Here is a 17,412-nt window from a genome sequence, read left to right as displayed (position 1 = left end):
ATGAAGCAAATAAAATTAATTTTAACATTATTAGTCATAGGTTTTGTAGTCACATCTTGTAACGATGAAGATAATACAATTCCAGCACAACCTGTAGAATCAAAAACAATTACAAACCTAGCAGCATTACAAGACACAGATTTTACTCAAAATCCTCCAGTAACAACAGGAAGTTTCACAAAATTTAGTTTCAAAGCTGGAACAGTAGTAACTGATGATAATTGGGATATCGCTTTTAGAGGAACTACAATTTTAGTAAATGGAGGTACTAAAATAGGAAGTTTATCTGATGAACCAGAGAGAACAGGAAATGCAGCTTTAGTTATTCAAAGTGGAACATTTGCGAATGTAACAACAGCTCCAGATGGTGCCGAGTTTTCACAAGATGCTTCCGGAAGTTATGCTTTACCAACAGGAAGTGATAATGGATGGTATAATTATGCAGGACCACCAACACATTTAATTAGTCCTTTAGCTGGAAAAGTAATTATCGTAAGAACTAAAGATGGGAATTATGCAAAAATGGAAATTTTAAATTACTATAAAGATAATGATCCTACAGAAGCAGATAATGCTAGATATTACTCATTTAACTATGTGTACAATCCTAATGTAGGTGATAAAAGCATTCAGTAGGAGTCTCTATTGAATTTTGTTAGTTTATAATTTGAAAAGCTATCCGAATTTTCGGGTAGCTTTTTGTATGTTTTAGTATTTTTAAGCGACGAATAGTAAAATTTTTGAAATCATGAAGAATATCATATATGTAACTCTTTTTTTATTAGGCATAAATTTACAAGCGCAAAAAGATAAAGAAGTAGCTTATTTTGCAAGTGGTTGTTTTTGGTGTGTAGAAGCTATTTTTGAAAGCGTAGAAGGAGTCGATGAAGCTGTTTCTGGTTATGCAGGAGGTCATACAAAAAATCCAACGTACAAGAGTATTGGTACAGGAAGAACAGGACATGCAGAAACTGTAGCTGTGTATTACGATCCTAAAAAAGTAGATTTTAAAACTTTAGTAGTTGTGTTTTTTGGTTCTCATGATCCTACAACTGTAAATGGTCAACATCCAGATTATGGAACACAATACAGATCTATTGCTTTTTATAATAATGATGCAGAAAAGCAAATCATCGAAAAATATATTAAATCATTAAACTACAAAGTATATAAAGGTAAAGTTGCTACAGAAGTACTACCAATTAAAAAATTCCATGAAGCTGAAGCTTACCATCAGAATTATGAGCGTTTAAATCCAAACAATCCTTATGTACAAAATGTATCCATTCCTAGATTGAATAGATTTAAAAAGAAATTCCCAAGTTTATTAAAGAAAGATTCACACTAATCAAATGAGAAAAATAGTAAGTTTTTTAGTTGTACTGGTTGGTTTTCTTTCATGTCAATCAAATCATAAAAGTGAAAAAATGAATAATAGCTTAATTGTTAAAGAAAGTCCTTTAGATTTTCAAACTACATACACACAAGTTAAAAGTAAAATTGAAAATAATCCGAATTTAAAGTTGATTTTTGAACTGGATCATAGCGAGAATGCTAGTAAAAAAGATTTGTCGTTGCGTCCAACTAAATTATTAATATTTGGAAATCCTAATTTGGGAACACCTTTAATGAATGTTGCGCCAACATTAGCTATCGATTTACCTCAAAAAATCATGATTTACGAAGAAGCAGGAAAAGTATTTATTACATACAATAATCCTGAATATTTAAAAGAAAGACACAATATTGAAGGTAAAGATGAATTGTTAAATAAAATTTCAAATGCCTTAAATAAATTAACTACAGTTGAGTAAGTTTTTTACTCAATTAGTCTATAAAAAGACAATTCATAATCTGGTAATAATTCTGGATTAGTAATTTTAATTAGGTCTTTTAAAATTAAATCTGGACGAATAGGTGCAAATTCAAAGTACTTTATTCCTCCAGATTTTCCTTTTACGGCACCAATAGTGTAAGTTTTATTGGTTTTTAAAGGAGTAAATTCATTAAAATTCTTATTTGTACTTAACAATTGTGATTTTGTTTCATGTATCCCACACCCAATCCAATATTCTGCTTCTTGAGTTTTTTCTAAAACACTTTCAAAGCTTAGTTGTAAACTTCCAGTTCCTGAAGTTTCTTTCCACAGATAATCTAAATTAGCATCTGCTAAAAATTTAGCTTTAAAACTTTCACCAGCTGGAGCATACCAAATATCTTTAAAAAAACTACCAGACATAATTTTTGGTGATTTATCTATACTTTGAGTTATTTTTTTAACCGCTAAATAATCCTTTTCAATAGTTTCGAAAACTGTTTGAGCTTCTTTTTCTTTACCTAACAAAACACCGAAAAATTTAATCCATTCAGCTCTTCCTAAAGGAGTTTCTTCTAACCACTCACCATTAAAAACAACAGGAAACCCTAACTTCTTAATATTGTTATACAGTTTATTATTAGGGTGTAATGAAAAACCAACAACTAAATCTGGAACCAAATCAATTAAGATTTCTGTATTCATGCTTTGTTCTGAGCCAAGTTCAGTAACTAATCCGTCTTCGATACGTTTTCTTGTCTTTTCTGAAGAAATATATTTAGTATTCGGAAAACCAATAATTCGATCCTCTGCACCTAACAATTCAATCATTGGAATATGAGTAGTACTTGTAACAACTAATCGATTTACTGGAACTTTGATCTCGTTATTTTTAAAGTCATTTTTTTCTGAAAGTAAGTATTTAAAAGAGCTTATTTCGTTCTGAAAAACTTTTTTTATAAGTAGATATTTATTTCCATTTTCTTCGATAATATCAAATCCTTTGGCATATTTAATTGTCGAAGTATTCTGACTTTGAATGTTTTCTTTTGCTTTTTCTTGTTTACATTGAATAAAAAGAAAAAGACTTAAAATTGTATAGATGTAAGATAATTTAGTTGTCATTATCGGTTGATATTTTTTAAAAGTAATTGAAAGTGTTTTTTTTAGATAAAATTCAGTCACAATTAATTATAAACGTTGTTGCACTTAATGTTAATGATTTTACCTTTCTAGTTTATCAATACTTTCTAGTTTATTTAAAATTAGAGATAACTCTTTTAAATTCCATTTAGATAATACTTTTAAACTCTCTTTTTCTTTGTATAAATCTTTAATGAATCCTTCATAGGTTAAAGTTATCTTTTTGTTCTTTGTTATTTTCTTATTCAATAATTCTTTCTTGTAGTATGCAATTTGTTTATCAATAACATCCACTCGATTCTCTTCAATTATTTTCTGAATTAATTGAAATTGTCTTTTGATTACTTCTTTTAAACTAACAGCTTGAACTTCACAACCACTTTGATAAGAAACTTTCATAGGATACGATGAGTAGAACTCATATAACCAAATAACTTTATCAATGTCTTTTCGATTAACAAGTGATCTTAAAGAGTAAAACCTTAGAGAATTACTTCCATTTTTTGCAAAATGAAATAGCTCTTCATTTGTTGCTATTGAATCAATTTTTCTATAATCAGAATAGATTATACTAGGTTTTCCAGAAACACCAACATGACTACTTTCTGCATAATGAATAGCTTCTAACTTTTTTGATAACTCAGATACTTGACTAGAGACTTGAGATAGAATACTTCCGATTGAGATAAAAAATAACGATATGAAGACAGCTTTTTTAATCATTGAGTTTATCGGTTGATATTTTTAAGATTTGACCATAAGTCAATTTCAATTCAAAAGTTTTATCTAACGGAATAGTATTGTAATGTGCCCAAATACAACGCATAACTCCAGCATGAGTTACAATAACAATATTTTTAGTGTTTGATTTTTCTATTTCTTGTAAGAAATTCACAACACGATTATTCAAGTCGATGTATGATTCTCCATTAGTTACAGGAACTTCAACAAAATTTTCCATCCAAGGATTAATTTCTTCAGCTGGAATATCATCCCATTTTTTCAATTCCCAATCACCAAAATCTAATTCTTTCAATCGATTATCGAAAGTAATATTTGTACTAATTTTTTCAGCTAGTTTTTTACAACGCTGTAACGGACTAGCATATATATGATCAAAATCAATTGATTTTAATTCTTTCAAAATAGGTTGTAATTCTTCAGAAAAAGTTGAAGTAACATCAATGTCTGCTTGTCCGTAACAAATTCCTTTTTCTATGTTTGGAGTCGTATGTCGTACTATAATAATTTCCATATGGCAATTAAAGAAATATAAAAAACAACTTCAGCAACTTGCTGTAAAGCACCAGCGCAATCACCAGTTTGACCACCAATCCATTTTTTAAAGAAATTCCCCATATATAAATAAGCAACTAACAAAGGAAAAATGCTAATAAATACAATTGGTTTTTGAAAAAAGAATAATGGTAGTACACCAAAAATAGCTGAGATAACTAGTGATATTATACTCATTTGTTTTGTAGTTGGTTTTACTTTAGAGCTATCAAAATCTCTCACATATTCGTGAGTATACAATAAAATAGTTGCTATAAAACGACTGACTGCATGACCAGAAATTAAAACTAACGGAATATTAACTTGACCTGAAAGTTCCTTTAAACTCAAGAATTTTAAACTTAAAATACTGAGTAAACCAATAACTCCGAAAGTTCCTAAGCGAGAATCTTTCATTATGGTAAGAATCTTTTCTTTAGTCCATCCGCCACCAAATCCATCACAAGTATCAGCAAAACCATCTTCATGAAAAGCACCTGTAGTCCAAATAGAACTTACCATACTTAAAACCAAAGAAATTTCAGAAGAGAAAATAAAAGAACTTGCGTAATAAACAGCGGCAGCAATACTACCAACTAGAATTCCAACCAATGAAAAATAACGACTACTTTTATTTAAAGCTTCAGAAGAATGATCTACCCATTTCGGACACGGAATTCTTGTAAAGAATAATACAGCAGTTAAAAAATAATGGATTTGTTTTTTCATGAAATGACGTTTTTACTCAGCTTCAGAAACATTAGCACTTTCGAATGTTGCCATTTCATTTAAAAAGTTTACAGCCGATTTAATTATAGGATAGGCAACTGCTACACCAGAACCTTCACCTAGTCGCATTCCCAAATTAAGAATTGGTTTTACGTTTAAATAAGACAACATTTTTTCATGACCTTGTTCACCTGACGTATGAGAAAAAATACAATAATCTAAAACATTTTTATCTATAGCATGAGCAGCAAGTAGGGCAGAAGTAACAATAAATCCGTCAACTAAAATTGTCATTTGTAAACGAGCTGCTTCTAACATTGCGCCACATAACATAACGATTTCAAAACCACCAAAACTAGTTAAAACATCAATCGGATTTTGAATATCGTTTTTATGTAAATCAAATACAGTTCTTAAAATTTCACCTTTGGTATTCACACCATTATCATCTAAACCAGTCCCTTTTCCAACACACTTTTCAATTGGTGTATTAGTAAAATAACTCATTAATAAAGATGCCGCCGAAGTATTTCCAATTCCCATTTCACCAAAACCAACAATATTTGTTCCTTGGTTATGTAATTTCTGAATTACTTTCTCACCAGCTTCTAAAGCAGCTTTACATTCATTTTCTGACATTGCTTTTCCTTCGGAATAATCTGAAGTTCCATCAGCAATTTTATGATTTAAAAGTTTTTCATTGTACTCAAAAGTTCCATTTACACCAGCATCTACAATATACAAGTCAATACTATTTTGTTTACAAAACACATTAATTGCTGCTCCACCTTGAGTGAAGTTTAAAACCATTTGTTGAGTAACTTCTTGTGGATATGGACTTACAGGTTTGTTTTTTACAATTCCATGATCACCAGCAAAAACAACAACTGCTGGATTGTTTAATTCTGGAGTTAATGTATTTTGAATCTGACTAATTTGTAATGCGATCTTTTCTAAAACGCCTAAAGAACCAATAGGCTTAGTTTTAAAATCTATTTTCTTTTGAATATCGTCAGTTAATGTAGTAGAGATTGGTGTAATCATCTAGTTTTATTTTAAAGTTAAAGGTAATCCAGAGACCATAAAAGTTGCAGTATCAGATTTTTTTGCAATAAACTGATTTACCCAACCTTGTAATTCTGTAAACTGTCTTCCAGATTTAGTTTGCGCGTGTAATCCCATTCCTATTTCATTTGAAATAATGATAATAGTAGCATCAATTTCTAAAAGTTTTAGAATTTCTTCTTTAGCAAGTTGTAAACAAAGTTCAACATTACTATCGGTATCCATAAAAAAGTTGGTTAACCATAACGTTACACAATCGATTACTACAGTAGCATTTTCTGGAATTACTTGACTGATGTTTTTTTCTTCTTCGATGGTGGTCCAACGTTCGTCTCTTTCAGAAATATGACGTTGTACACGATTTCTAAAATTATCATCCCATATTCTTGAAGTTGCTAAATAATAAGGATTATCAGACAAAGATTCAGCAAGTTGTTGTGCGTAACTACTTTTACCAGATCGTTCTCCTCCTGAGATATAATGCATCATAATCAAAGAAAATTTGAAAACAAAGATTATAAAGATTTTTTAGAAAAAGAAAATATAATTTATTACTCCGTATTTTTGTGCTGTTAAAAAGAATAGTATGAAAGTATCGTCGTTTATGCCCGCAGTAACCCAAATGATTTATGATATGGGGTTACAAGAATACTTAGAAGGAGTAACATTTGAATGTCCTGCTGTAGCTTTAGAAGAGAAAAAAGTTGTGGTAAAATATAAGTTAGAAGGACAAACACTTACTAGTGAAGAAATCAATACGATTTTTTCGAAAACCAAAGCTGAAGGAGGAACTTTATATTATGTAGATGAACCAGTTTTAGAAAGTATTGCTCCAGATTTAATTTTTACGCAAGATGTATGTGATGTTTGCCAGATCGATACTGAATCTGTAGCAAAATCAGCTTATAAACTACCAAAGATTCCTGAGTTAATTTCAATTACACCAAATTCTTTAGAAGATGTTTTTGAGAATGCATTAACTGTTGCTAAAGCTATGGGAAAAGAAGAAGTGGGAGTTCATTATATTCAAAAATTACGAGATCGTATTGCGGCTGTAGTTGATGTTCAACGTGAACATAAAATCCAATCTAAAAGTATCATGTTATTAGAATGGATTGAACCTTTATTTAACTGCGGACATTGGATTCCTCATCAAATCGGTTATGCTGGTGGAATCGATTTATTATCACATCCATCAGGAGATAGTATTGTAATTCCTTGGGATAAGATTATAAAATATGATCCAGAAGTTTTAATCATTGCACCATGTGGTTACGGAATAGAAAGAACTCTAGAAGATATGGAGTTTTTAATCAATAAACCGGGTTGGAACGAATTACGAGCTGTGAAAAATAAGAATGTTTATATCGCAGATTTTGCCATGTTTACGCAATCGTCTGCAGGAACTTTAGTAGACGGAATAGAATGTTTAGCAGCTATGATTCATCCTGAATATTATTCTGTTTCAAATGAATTGAGAATAAAATTCGCAAAATATCACGATTTGTTAGTTGGTAATTTATAATTATGCCATAAATTTGCTGCGATTTTTGGTTTTTCTTTAACTATCGCTTAAAGAAAATTAAAAGGGAATTCGGTGAAAAACCGAAGCTGTACCCGCAACTGTAAGCTATATAGCCTGTAACTAATTACTTTTTAACCACTGCGAAAGCGGGAAGGTAAGTTGCAAGACGCAAGCCAGGAGACCTGCCAATAGTTAATAGATAACAAGCCTTCGGGAAAAGGGGATGTTACTCATTTTTAAATCAAATGTAAATCGATGAAAAAACAATTTGTAGTCGTAGGTGTGCTAGCGTGCCTTTTTACAAACATTAACTCGCATGCACAACAAAAAGAAAAGAGCGAGAAATTAGATGAAGTAGTAGTTACAGCTACGAAGTTTAAAACCAATAAAAAAAATATTGGTAGAATTGTTCAACAAATTACAGCTCAAGATATTGAGAATAATCAAGGAAAAACTATTGTAGATTTTTTAAATGATCTTGCTGGTGTAGAAATTAATGGTAATTATAGTAATAGAGGGCAAAACTTAGGGTATTATATCCGTGGTGGACGAAATAGACAAGTTGCTATTTTAATTGATGGAATTAATGTAAACGATCCTTCTTCTTTTTCTGGAGATTTTGATTTACGTCAGATTGATATCAATCAAGTTGAGAGAATTGAGGTAATTAAAGGAGCTTCTTCTACTTTATATGGTACAGGAGCGGCGACAGGAGTTATCAATATAATTCTAAAAAAAGCTTCTAAAAAAGGTTTTTCAGGAACTTTCACAACTTCTGTAGGAAGCAATAGAGCTAGTCAGAATACTAAGTTAGCTCCAGATGAATTTTCAGCAAACTTTAGCTTTAGTGGAACTGTAGATAAAATAGACTACATGCTATCGTTAAATTCTAATAATTCTTCAGGATTATCGGCTTCTGAAAATGAGAATAAAAATATTATTAATAGAGAAGATAAGTTTAGCCGTCAAAATGCTTTAATTAAAGTTGGTTTTAATGCTACAGACAAAGTAAGAATTGTTTTTTTTGGTAGCTACGATGAGTTTAGAACTGAGTTTGATGGTTTTGAATTTGATCCAGTAACATTTGAAGGCGTAGCTGTAGATCAAAATAATAGTTTTGCTAACAATCAAAGAAGATTTGGACTTACTGCCGATTATAAATACAATAAAGGTGAGCTAAAAGTTAGAACGACTATATTAAATATCAATAGAGATTTCTTTCCTTCTAATGATATTTATAAAGGAGATGTATATGGTTTTGATGTTTTTAATAACTATAAAATTAATAGTGAATTTTCTTTCATCACTGGAGTTGCTGGTCAATACCAAGATATGTTACAAAGTACTTCATTCAGTGCTATTCCAGAAGGAGAAGGGAAGCAACATTTCTTCGATCCATATATTTCTGTAAATTATAATTCAACATATAATTTCAATATTAATGTAGGAGGTCGATTAAATATTCATAATGAGTATGGAAATAACTTTGTGTACAATATTAATCCATCATACAATTTTAATTTTTCAGAAAAGAATAATGTAAAAGTTTTTGCTTCATACAGTACGGCATTTGTTACACCTACATTAGCTGAAATATTTAATAAATTACCTTCTGTAGATGAATTACAACCTGAAAAAGATGTAACAATAGAAGGAGGATTTGAGTTAGCTTTGGCAGATAAGTTAACATTAAATGGAACTTATTTCTACAGAGAAGAAACAGATAAGATAGGTTTTGATCCAAGTACTTTTCAATCAATTAATGATTTAGGAACTTTTTTAGCAAGAGGTATTGAAACTGAAATAACATATAAGCCTATAAAAGATGTGTTATTAAGAGGTAATTACACATATATCGATAGAGAAGAAAGTTTATTATTAAAAATACCACAGCACAAATTTGGTGTAGCTGTAGATTATAAACCTTTCGCGAAAACTAATACATCATTATCATATAAATTTGTTGATGAAACTACTGATTTTGGGAATGCTTTTCTAGATTCTTATAGTGTGTTAGATTTCTTTGTAAACCACACTCTTTATAAAGATAAAGTAACTTTATTTGGTAGTGTAACCAATATTTTAAATGAAGATTATCAGGAGATTGCTGGTTTTTCAACTAGAGGAAGAAACATCAATGTAGGTTTAAAAATTAGATTTTAATCAAACAAAGCAATCTACATAAATATTATTTCAAAAAAGGTTACCTAAATTTAGGTAACCTTTTTTATATCAATTTCTTTACTTGTTGTTTTATAATTGCTATGGCAGTTTCTGTAGGACTTTCAACTTGCGCATAATCAATTAGTAAATTCTCTCGTAATTCTTTTGCATTATTACTATTTTCAGCAGTAGTTCGAATTTTATTAGCAATAGCTAATTTAGAACCAACAACTGCTTTCCATGCATCTTCATGTACATAAATTTGCTGTACTAAGTTATGTTCGTATTCTTGTTCAATATTAGCTAAAAGTAAATGCACGTAGCTATTTACGTCATCACCAATAGGATTTACTCTAGTTAACAATTTAGCAGGATTAATTCGTTCACAGAAAAGTAATAAACGTTCGTAAGCTTGTAATTTAATAGGTAAGCTTTCCTTTTTTTTAGTTACCAAAGCTTCATGTTTTTTCTCATTTTCATCTCTTTGTAAAAATGAACTAAACATTAAATAAGCCACCCCGCCTGCAACTAAAGCAGGTAAAGCATATGCAAATCCTTCAATTAATTTGTCTTCCATGTATTCAGTTAATTATTTTATAGTAGCATTTCAGCTAAGTAAATATACAACAAGTTTACACAAAAATTATTTTTTAAAGCTGTACATAATTGTGAATAAAATTGATTGTTACTACTAGAAAAACAGGAAATAATAATTTAATTTAGCGCTGAAATACTTTCAACCTATTATTTTATTCCATTGAATACTTATTTAGAACAACTTAACGAACCTCAAAAGGCTGCAGTTTTGCAGAAAGATGGACCAATGATTATAATCGCTGGAGCAGGTTCAGGAAAAACAAGAGTATTAACTTACAGAATTGCTTATTTAATGCAACAAGGAGTTGATCCTTTTAACATTCTATCATTAACCTTTACAAATAAGGCTGCTCGAGAAATGAAAGATAGAATTGGAAAAGTTGTAGGGTATAGCGAGGCAAAGAATTTATGGATGGGAACTTTTCACTCTGTTTTTGCCCGAATTTTAAGATCTGAAGCAGATAAATTAGGTTATCCTTCTAATTTTACCATTTACGATTCTCAAGATTCAGTTCGATTAATTACAACTATTATTAAGGAAATGAACCTTGATAAAGATCGTTATAAACCAAAACAAATCTTAAGTAGAATTTCTTCTTTTAAAAATAGTTTAATTACAGTAAGAGCTTATTTTAATAATTCTGATTTACAAGAAGCAGATTTAATGGCAAGCAGACCAAAGGTTGGAGATATTTATAAAGAATACGTAGATCGTTGTTTTAAATCTGGAGCAATGGATTTCGACGATTTATTACTAAGAACAAATGAATTATTAGCACGTTTTCCAGATGTTTTAGCAAGATATCAAGATCGTTTTAGATATATTTTGGTAGATGAGTACCAAGATACCAATCATTCTCAGTATTTAATTGTGAGAGCTTTAGCAGATCGTTTTCAAAACATTTGTGTAGTAGGTGACGATTCTCAGAGTATTTATGCTTTCCGTGGAGCAAATATTCAAAATATCTTAAACTTCCAGAAAGATTATCCAGATGTAAAAACATTTAAACTAGAACAAAATTATCGTTCTACTAGTAATATTGTAAATGCTGCAAATTCTGTAATTGCAAAAAATAAAACACGTTTAGATAAAGAAGTCTGGACAGCCAATGAATCTGGAGGTTACATAAAAGTAATGCGAACGATTTCCGACGGTGAAGAAGGTAGATTTGTAGCACAATCGATTTTCGATAATAAAATGAACAACCAGTTAACAAATAACGAGTTTGCTATTTTATATCGAACAAATGCGCAATCTAGAGCAATGGAAGATGCGTTACGTAAAAAAGATATTAAATATAAAATCTATGGGGGTATATCATTCTATCAAAGAAAAGAGATAAAAGATTTATTATCCTATTTACGTTTGTTAATCAATCCAAATGACGAAGAAGCGTTAAAACGTGTGATTAATTATCCGGCAAGGGGAATTGGTCAAACAACGATAGATAAACTTGCTATTGCAGCGAATCATTACAAGAAATCAATTTTTGAAGTAATTCTGAATATGTCTACCATAGATTTAAAAATAAATTCAGGAACAAAAACAAAACTTGAAAATTTTGCCAATATGATTCAACGTTTTCAAATTGAATCGCAAACAAAAAATGCTTTTGAAGTTGCAGATTTGGTGGTAAAGAAAACACAATTAGTAAAAGATTTACAAAAAGATGGAACTCCTGAAGGAATCAGTAAAGTAGAAAACGTTCAAGAATTATTAAACGGTATCAAAGATTTTATTACTGATAAAATAGAAGCAGGCGAAGATGCTTCATTACCAATTTTCTTAGAAGATGTTGCTTTAGCTACAGATTTTGATAGTGATAAGAAAGATGAAACTCCTCGTGTATCGTTAATGACAATTCACTTGGCTAAAGGATTAGAGTTTCCATACGTTTATATTGTTGGTATGGAAGAAAATTTATTTCCTTCAGCAATGAGTATGAATACGAGATCTGAATTAGAAGAAGAACGAAGATTATTCTATGTAGCATTAACAAGAGCTGAAAAACAAGCTTATTTAACATATGCACAAACCAGATATCGTTGGGGGAAACTTACAGATGGAGAACCAAGTCGCTTTTTAGAAGAAATAGACGATAAGTTTTTAGAATACATAACACCAAAATTACCAGAACCAAGAGCGAATCGATTTATAGATGCAGATTTATTTGACGATGCTCCTAAAAAGATTCGTTTTCAAAAGCCAATTCAAAAGAAAAGAAAAGAGTTTTTAGATAAAAAATCTGGTGATTTACTTCCTAAAAAAGGAAAAATGAAAAAAGTTTCTGAACTATCAGGAGCGAAAGCTAATCTTTTTGATGGAGAAGTGACTGTTGGAAATATTGTAGAACACAATAGATTTGGTAAAGGTGAAGTTATCGCTTTAGAAGGAAAAGGACCAAATAAAAAAGCAGAAATTCAGTTTGCTACAGCAGGAAAGAAAAAGTTACTATTGCAATTTGCAAAACTTAAAGTGATAGGGTAATTTATCATTTGTAGGTTAAAATAATATCATTATTACTTACGTGTAAACGAATATGTATTGAGTATTGGTTTGCTTGGTAATCATAAATTAATTTGTGATTATTAAGAAGTTATAATGGGACATAGAAGTTTTTTATTTTTTGTAAACAAAGACAGTCAAGAGGAAGTTGATTTCTTTTCAGGTACAAATTCGTTACTACTTTTTGAAGCAAACAATTCGTTACCATTGTTTTGGTTGACGTTAATAGATAAACAAACTTTAGAAAATAAAATTAAAGATTGGGAAGCATTCGAACGTATAGATTACGAAGATCATGATGCAATAGATGTATGGGAAGAGAATAATTCTTTAGAGTTTTTTATCACTAAAAGTCAATTCAATAAAAATTCTACATTAGGATTAGACTATATAAAGAGATTAAATGCTGATTATATTTCTTTATATCAAGAATTCACTCATGTAATTTTATCAAATTTTGAAGATAATTATGAATTAGTTATTGATATTTTTCAATTACGAGGATTCGAAGAAAATTTAGCGGATTTTATTGAACCTTTACGGCAGCAAATAGAGAGTATAACACATCAAGAAAAAAATACAAATTACTTTTTATTTCCTGAAGATTTAATTGTTTCTGGAACTGGATTTTTATCTCATTTTGTTCAAGAAGATTTTTCTCTTCCTAATTACGAAAAAGTATTAAGAAGCAGGGAGATATCTAGATATGAAGGGGAATCAAATCATGCTGTTAAAGAAATATATAATAGGGATTTACTTCTTTTTTTTATTTTTATAGTATTACTCTGTCCATTATTCACATACGTAGCTTACAGAGGTTATCAAAAAGAAGGAATTACAATGGCTGTACTGATGGTGTTAGTATTGAATATCCTTTTTTACTATTTTAGTTTGTCAGGTATTTTGAGACAACTAAAAGCGTTTAAAGATCTAAAAAAAAATAAACAATTATCTGTAGATTAAATACGAAGTAAATTAATAATTAATCCTTACTTTGCACTAAATATATTAATAGGAAATGACGTTTGATTTAGAATATAATTCAGGAAGAACAAAACTTATAATACCAGAATATGGTAGGCATATTCAAAAGCTTGTAGATCACTGTGTAGGTTTACCTACCAAAGAAGAAAGAAATACGATGGCGCAAGCTATTATTGATGTAATGGGAAATCTACAACCGCATTTACGAGATGTTCCTGATTTTAAACATAAATTGTGGGATCAGTTGCATATCATGTCTGATTTTAAGTTAGATGTTGATTCACCTTATGAAAAACCTTCACAAGAAGAGCTAAAAGAGAAGCCACAATCAATGCCTTATCCAAGATCTGCTTCAAAGTATAGATTTTACGGGAACAATATTCAAAATATGATTGATGTTGTTTTAACTTGGGAAGAAGGGGAAATGAAAGAAGCTCTAGTTTATACTATAGCTAACCACATGAAAAAATGTTACCTTAACTGGAATAAAGATAGTGTTGAAGACCAAGTAATTTTTGACCATTTATACGAGTTAACTGATGGGGAAGTAGATTATAGAGGTAAAGAAGACGAACTAGCTGATATCAAGGTTTTATTGAAACAAAGAGGGAATCAAGGTCAAGGTAAAAAGAAATCAACTCACAACAAAAATTCTAAAAACAGAAAAAAATAAATGGCATCTTTTAAAATTGAAGGAGGACATCCGCTAAAAGGTACAATAACTCCTCAAGGAGCAAAAAATGAAGCTTTACAGGTAATTTGTGCAGTTTTATTAACAGCAGAAAAAGTAATCATTAATAATATTCCAGATATTATCGATGTAAATAAATTAATATTTATTCTAGGAGAATTAGGTGTAAAGATTGAAAAATTAGGTGATAATTCTTACAGTTTTCAAGCTGATGAAATCAATCTAAATTATTTAGAAAGCACAGAATTTAAAAGAGACGGAAGTTCTTTAAGAGGTTCTATTATGATCGTTGGTCCTTTATTGGCTCGCTTCGGAAAAGGATATATTCCTCGCCCTGGCGGAGATAAAATAGGAAGACGTCGTTTAGATACTCACTTTGAAGGTTTCATAAACTTGGGAGCTAAATTCCGTTACAATAAAGAAGAATATTTCTACGGAGTTGAAACTGATACAGGTTTAACGGGAACAGATATGTTGTTAGATGAGGCTTCAGTAACCGGAACAGCCAATATTGTAATGGCAGCCGTTTTAGCAAAAGGAAAAACAACAATCTATAATGCTGCCTGCGAACCTTATTTACAACAACTTTGTAAGATGCTAAATAGTATGGGAGCTAAAATCACTGGTGTTGGCTCTAACTTATTAACTATAGAAGGCGTAAAAGAATTAGGTGGATGTGAACATCGAATCTTACCTGATATGATTGAAATAGGTAGTTGGATTGGTATGGCAGCAATGACTAAATCTGAATTAACAATTAAAGACGTAAGTTGGAAGGATTTAGGACAAATTCCTAATGTATTCAGAAAACTAGGAATTCAGTTAGAGAAAAAAAATGACGATATTTATATTCCTGCTCAAGAGAGTTATGAGATCCAAAATTATATTGATGGTTCAGTTTTAACTGTTGCAGATGCACCATGGCCAGGTTTTACTCCAGATTTATTAAGTATTGTTTTAGTAGTTGCAACACAAGCAAAAGGAACAGTTTTAATACATCAGAAAATGTTTGAAAGTAGATTGTTCTTTGTAGACAAACTAATTGATATGGGAGCAAAAGTTATTTTATGTGATCCACATAGAGCAACTGTTATAGGACACAATCGCCAGTCACAATTAAAAGCAACAAAAATGACTTCTCCTGATATTAGAGCAGGTATTTCATTATTAATAGCTGCACTTTCTGCAAAAGGAACTAGTATTATCCATAATATAGAGCAGATTGACAGAGGATACGAACGCATTGTACCTCGTTTACAGGCTTTAGGAGCTAAAATAGAAAGAATAGAAGAGTAAAATCGTAAAGTGAGATGTACAAAAGGATAATAAGTGTTTTTGTCTTCTCACTTTGTGTTACTTCCGTTATAGCGCAAAAGTTTATTGTATCACCAACAAAGTTGTACTCAGAACCTAGTACAGGTGCTACACATTTAGGAATTTTATTACGTGGAGCTTTAGTTAATAATATTGAAGAAAGTGATATTAATCAAGAGTTTGTAAAAGTAACAGTAGATAATACTTCAACAGGCTACGTCCTAAAGTCTTTTATTAGAAAAACTTTAAATGCTTCTGATAATTATACACCTTCACCGAGTCCCATTATTGAAAATGACGGGATTTATGGTTCTCCTCATATGTTTATCACTGTAGCCTCTTTGAGAGGAAGACTTGGTCCGTCAACGAAAACCAAAGTGGGAAAAGTATTTACCATGGGTGAAGTGGCTAGAGTCAATTATTATCCATATGATCCAGAGGATTGGGTTAATGTGGGTGGATACTTTATTCAACAAAAGTTTCTTGGTAAACGGCCAATATTGGAAGAACTCTATAAACAGTTTGATACAATTCCGTATTCAAATGTAGCAGAAAGACAAAAAATAGGCCAACGTATAAACGAGTTCATTTGGAATACAAATGTAGATGCATCAAAAGCATCAGGATTGAAGCGATGCCTATCAGTAGCGAAACAAGTAAATGATAAAAATCTAATCAAAAAAATAGTACTTGAAATTACCATTGAAGAAGAAAAAAAGAATAAACTATCCTATGCAGAGCTTGAAAAAATAGATAAAGAAAAAAACTTTTTAATTATCAATGGGGTAAAAGTAGAAGGTTATGAATTAACACTAAAAGAACTACTAAACATTAAAGGAAGCCCAATTAAAAAGGTAAAGGAAGAAGATGATTGTTGTTTTGCAGGAACTATTCGTTATGTTTATAAAGATGCAGAGTTTATGGTTGAAGAAACTAAAGGAGTTGCTGAAATCATCTGGCTATCTTTAAAAACAAATGCATATGTGGTGAATGGGTTTAAAATTTCGTCTAAAGTTACTAGAGATCAATTTGTAAAAAAATTAGCAAGAATATTTTATTACAATGGACATTATCCTAATGATTATGGATTTTATTTCCTCGATTATGCAGGTATTGAAGTTACTTTTAAAAATAATCGACCTGATAAGTTCTCTTTTTCTATCTACCCATAAATATTAAAAGTAACTTTTTCAGAGGGTTATTGGTGGATTCACATTATTTAGATTTATTGAACTTCAAACCATTTTGAATTGTAAGGTATGGAACTAGGTTTATTGTTCAGCCAATCTAAATTCGTATTAGCATAAATAATTGCTTTTCTAACTATAGAAGGAGTTATAGTTTTTACTTCGTGTTGTTGTTCAACTCCATTGTGAATATAACGTTTATGACTGCTATCTGCTCCTCTCCAAAAACTAAATCTAAAATTCGGCTTTTCAATTAAACCCACATTACATAGAATTATACCATAATCTTCTTCATAATCTATTGTCCAATAATATCCAATACCATTAACTGTTATTTTTCTATTTTTCTATTTTTTTTATTTTTTGGTAACGTTACTTTCTTTTTTTAATAATGATGACTATCACTCTGAATTTATT

At 30.3% G+C, this 17,412-nt stretch carries 18 protein-coding genes and 1 riboswitch; of the genes, 10 read left to right on the top strand and 8 right to left on the bottom strand.

What is annotated here, in order from left to right:
- The 3 genes from AQ1685_RS12365 (at position 1) to AQ1685_RS12355 (ending at position 1,814) form a co-directional block, all read left to right on the top strand.
- Positions 1-636, top strand: coding sequence for an HmuY family protein (locus AQ1685_RS12365; protein WP_095072584.1), 636 nt, complete (start codon positions 1-3; stop codon positions 634-636).
- Positions 637-748: 112 nt separating this feature from the next.
- Entirely contained in the window at positions 749-1,348 is a 600-nt protein-coding gene (gene msrA, locus AQ1685_RS12360; RefSeq protein WP_095072582.1) for a peptide-methionine (S)-S-oxide reductase MsrA, read from the top strand.
- Between the two features lie 79 nt (positions 1,349-1,427).
- A complete protein-coding gene (locus tag AQ1685_RS12355) occupies positions 1,428-1,814 on the top strand; it encodes a DUF302 domain-containing protein (protein ID WP_095075068.1) in 387 nt (128 codons plus the stop codon).
- A 5-nt stretch (positions 1,815-1,819) separates the two neighbouring features.
- Here AQ1685_RS12355 and AQ1685_RS12350 read toward each other — a convergent pair whose 3' ends face one another.
- The 6 genes from AQ1685_RS12350 to AQ1685_RS12325 all read right to left on the bottom strand — a co-directional run bounded on the left by AQ1685_RS12350 (position 1,820) and on the right by AQ1685_RS12325 (position 6,517).
- On the bottom strand, positions 1,820-2,941 hold the full coding sequence (locus tag AQ1685_RS12350) for an ABC transporter substrate-binding protein (RefSeq protein WP_095072581.1): 1,122 nt from the start codon (positions 2,939-2,941) through the stop codon (positions 1,820-1,822).
- A 99-nt stretch (positions 2,942-3,040) separates the two neighbouring features.
- Positions 3,041-3,682: a hypothetical protein gene (locus AQ1685_RS12345; RefSeq protein ID WP_095072580.1), complete on the bottom strand. Its 642-nt coding sequence runs from the start codon at positions 3,680-3,682 to the stop codon at positions 3,041-3,043.
- Positions 3,675-4,214: an alpha-ribazole phosphatase gene (gene cobC, locus AQ1685_RS12340; protein WP_095072578.1), complete on the bottom strand. Its 540-nt coding sequence runs from the start codon at positions 4,212-4,214 to the stop codon at positions 3,675-3,677. The genes AQ1685_RS12345 and cobC overlap by 8 nt, the downstream gene beginning before the upstream one ends.
- The gene (locus AQ1685_RS12335; protein WP_095072577.1) at positions 4,199-4,963 is read right to left on the bottom strand and encodes an adenosylcobinamide-GDP ribazoletransferase; all 765 of its coding nucleotides are present in this window, start codon (positions 4,961-4,963) and stop codon (positions 4,199-4,201) included. The genes cobC and AQ1685_RS12335 overlap by 16 nt, the downstream gene beginning before the upstream one ends.
- 12 nt (positions 4,964-4,975) lie before the next feature.
- The gene (gene cobT / locus AQ1685_RS12330) at positions 4,976-6,007 is read right to left on the bottom strand and encodes a nicotinate-nucleotide--dimethylbenzimidazole phosphoribosyltransferase (RefSeq protein ID WP_095072576.1); all 1,032 of its coding nucleotides are present in this window, start codon (positions 6,005-6,007) and stop codon (positions 4,976-4,978) included.
- Between the two features lie 6 nt (positions 6,008-6,013).
- A complete protein-coding gene (locus AQ1685_RS12325; RefSeq protein WP_095072574.1) occupies positions 6,014-6,517 on the bottom strand; it encodes a bifunctional adenosylcobinamide kinase/adenosylcobinamide-phosphate guanylyltransferase in 504 nt (167 codons plus the stop codon).
- A gap of 97 nt (positions 6,518-6,614) precedes the next feature.
- On the opposite strand from AQ1685_RS12325, the gene AQ1685_RS12320 reads away from it, so the two are divergent.
- Both AQ1685_RS12320 and AQ1685_RS12315 read left to right on the top strand, forming a co-directional pair.
- Positions 6,615-7,553: an ABC transporter substrate-binding protein gene (locus tag AQ1685_RS12320; protein ID WP_095072573.1), complete on the top strand. Its 939-nt coding sequence runs from the start codon at positions 6,615-6,617 to the stop codon at positions 7,551-7,553.
- A gap of 9 nt (positions 7,554-7,562) precedes the next feature.
- Positions 7,563-7,757: riboswitch (cobalamin riboswitch) on the top strand.
- A 51-nt stretch (positions 7,758-7,808) separates the two neighbouring features.
- Positions 7,809-9,716: a TonB-dependent receptor plug domain-containing protein gene (locus AQ1685_RS12315; RefSeq protein ID WP_095072572.1), complete on the top strand. Its 1,908-nt coding sequence runs from the start codon at positions 7,809-7,811 to the stop codon at positions 9,714-9,716.
- 64 nt (positions 9,717-9,780) lie between these two features.
- Here AQ1685_RS12315 and AQ1685_RS12310 read toward each other — a convergent pair whose 3' ends face one another.
- Positions 9,781-10,293: a DUF7935 family protein gene (locus AQ1685_RS12310; RefSeq protein ID WP_095072570.1), complete on the bottom strand. Its 513-nt coding sequence runs from the start codon at positions 10,291-10,293 to the stop codon at positions 9,781-9,783.
- A 180-nt stretch (positions 10,294-10,473) separates the two neighbouring features.
- On the opposite strand from AQ1685_RS12310, the gene AQ1685_RS12305 reads away from it, so the two are divergent.
- The 5 genes from AQ1685_RS12305 to AQ1685_RS12285 all read left to right on the top strand — a co-directional run bounded on the left by AQ1685_RS12305 (position 10,474) and on the right by AQ1685_RS12285 (position 16,980).
- Positions 10,474-12,801: an ATP-dependent helicase gene (locus tag AQ1685_RS12305; protein WP_095072569.1), complete on the top strand. Its 2,328-nt coding sequence runs from the start codon at positions 10,474-10,476 to the stop codon at positions 12,799-12,801.
- Between the two features lie 114 nt (positions 12,802-12,915).
- Positions 12,916-13,782, top strand: coding sequence for a hypothetical protein (locus AQ1685_RS12300; RefSeq protein ID WP_095072567.1), 867 nt, complete (start codon positions 12,916-12,918; stop codon positions 13,780-13,782).
- Positions 13,783-13,837: 55 nt separating this feature from the next.
- Positions 13,838-14,476: a DUF4290 domain-containing protein gene (locus tag AQ1685_RS12295; protein ID WP_095072565.1), complete on the top strand. Its 639-nt coding sequence runs from the start codon at positions 13,838-13,840 to the stop codon at positions 14,474-14,476.
- Positions 14,477-15,790 (top strand): UDP-N-acetylglucosamine 1-carboxyvinyltransferase, encoded by a 1,314-nt coding sequence (murA, locus tag AQ1685_RS12290; protein WP_095072563.1) that lies wholly within the window; start codon positions 14,477-14,479, stop codon positions 15,788-15,790.
- Between the two features lie 14 nt (positions 15,791-15,804).
- Positions 15,805-16,980: an SH3 domain-containing protein gene (locus tag AQ1685_RS12285; protein WP_157730205.1), complete on the top strand. Its 1,176-nt coding sequence runs from the start codon at positions 15,805-15,807 to the stop codon at positions 16,978-16,980.
- A 53-nt stretch (positions 16,981-17,033) separates the two neighbouring features.
- On the opposite strand, the gene AQ1685_RS12280 is transcribed toward AQ1685_RS12285, so the two are convergent.
- Positions 17,034-17,258, bottom strand: a complete 225-nt coding sequence (locus tag AQ1685_RS12280; protein WP_095072559.1) for a hypothetical protein — start codon at positions 17,256-17,258, stop codon at positions 17,034-17,036.
- Between the last annotated feature and the right edge of the window lie 154 nt (positions 17,259-17,412).

The sequence above is a fragment of the Tenacibaculum jejuense genome, from assembly GCF_900198195.1.
Taxonomy (GTDB): domain Bacteria; phylum Bacteroidota; class Bacteroidia; order Flavobacteriales; family Flavobacteriaceae; genus Polaribacter; species Polaribacter jejuensis.
The sequence above is the reverse complement of the archived record's forward strand: the minus strand, read 5'-3'. Positions and strand labels throughout refer to the sequence as shown.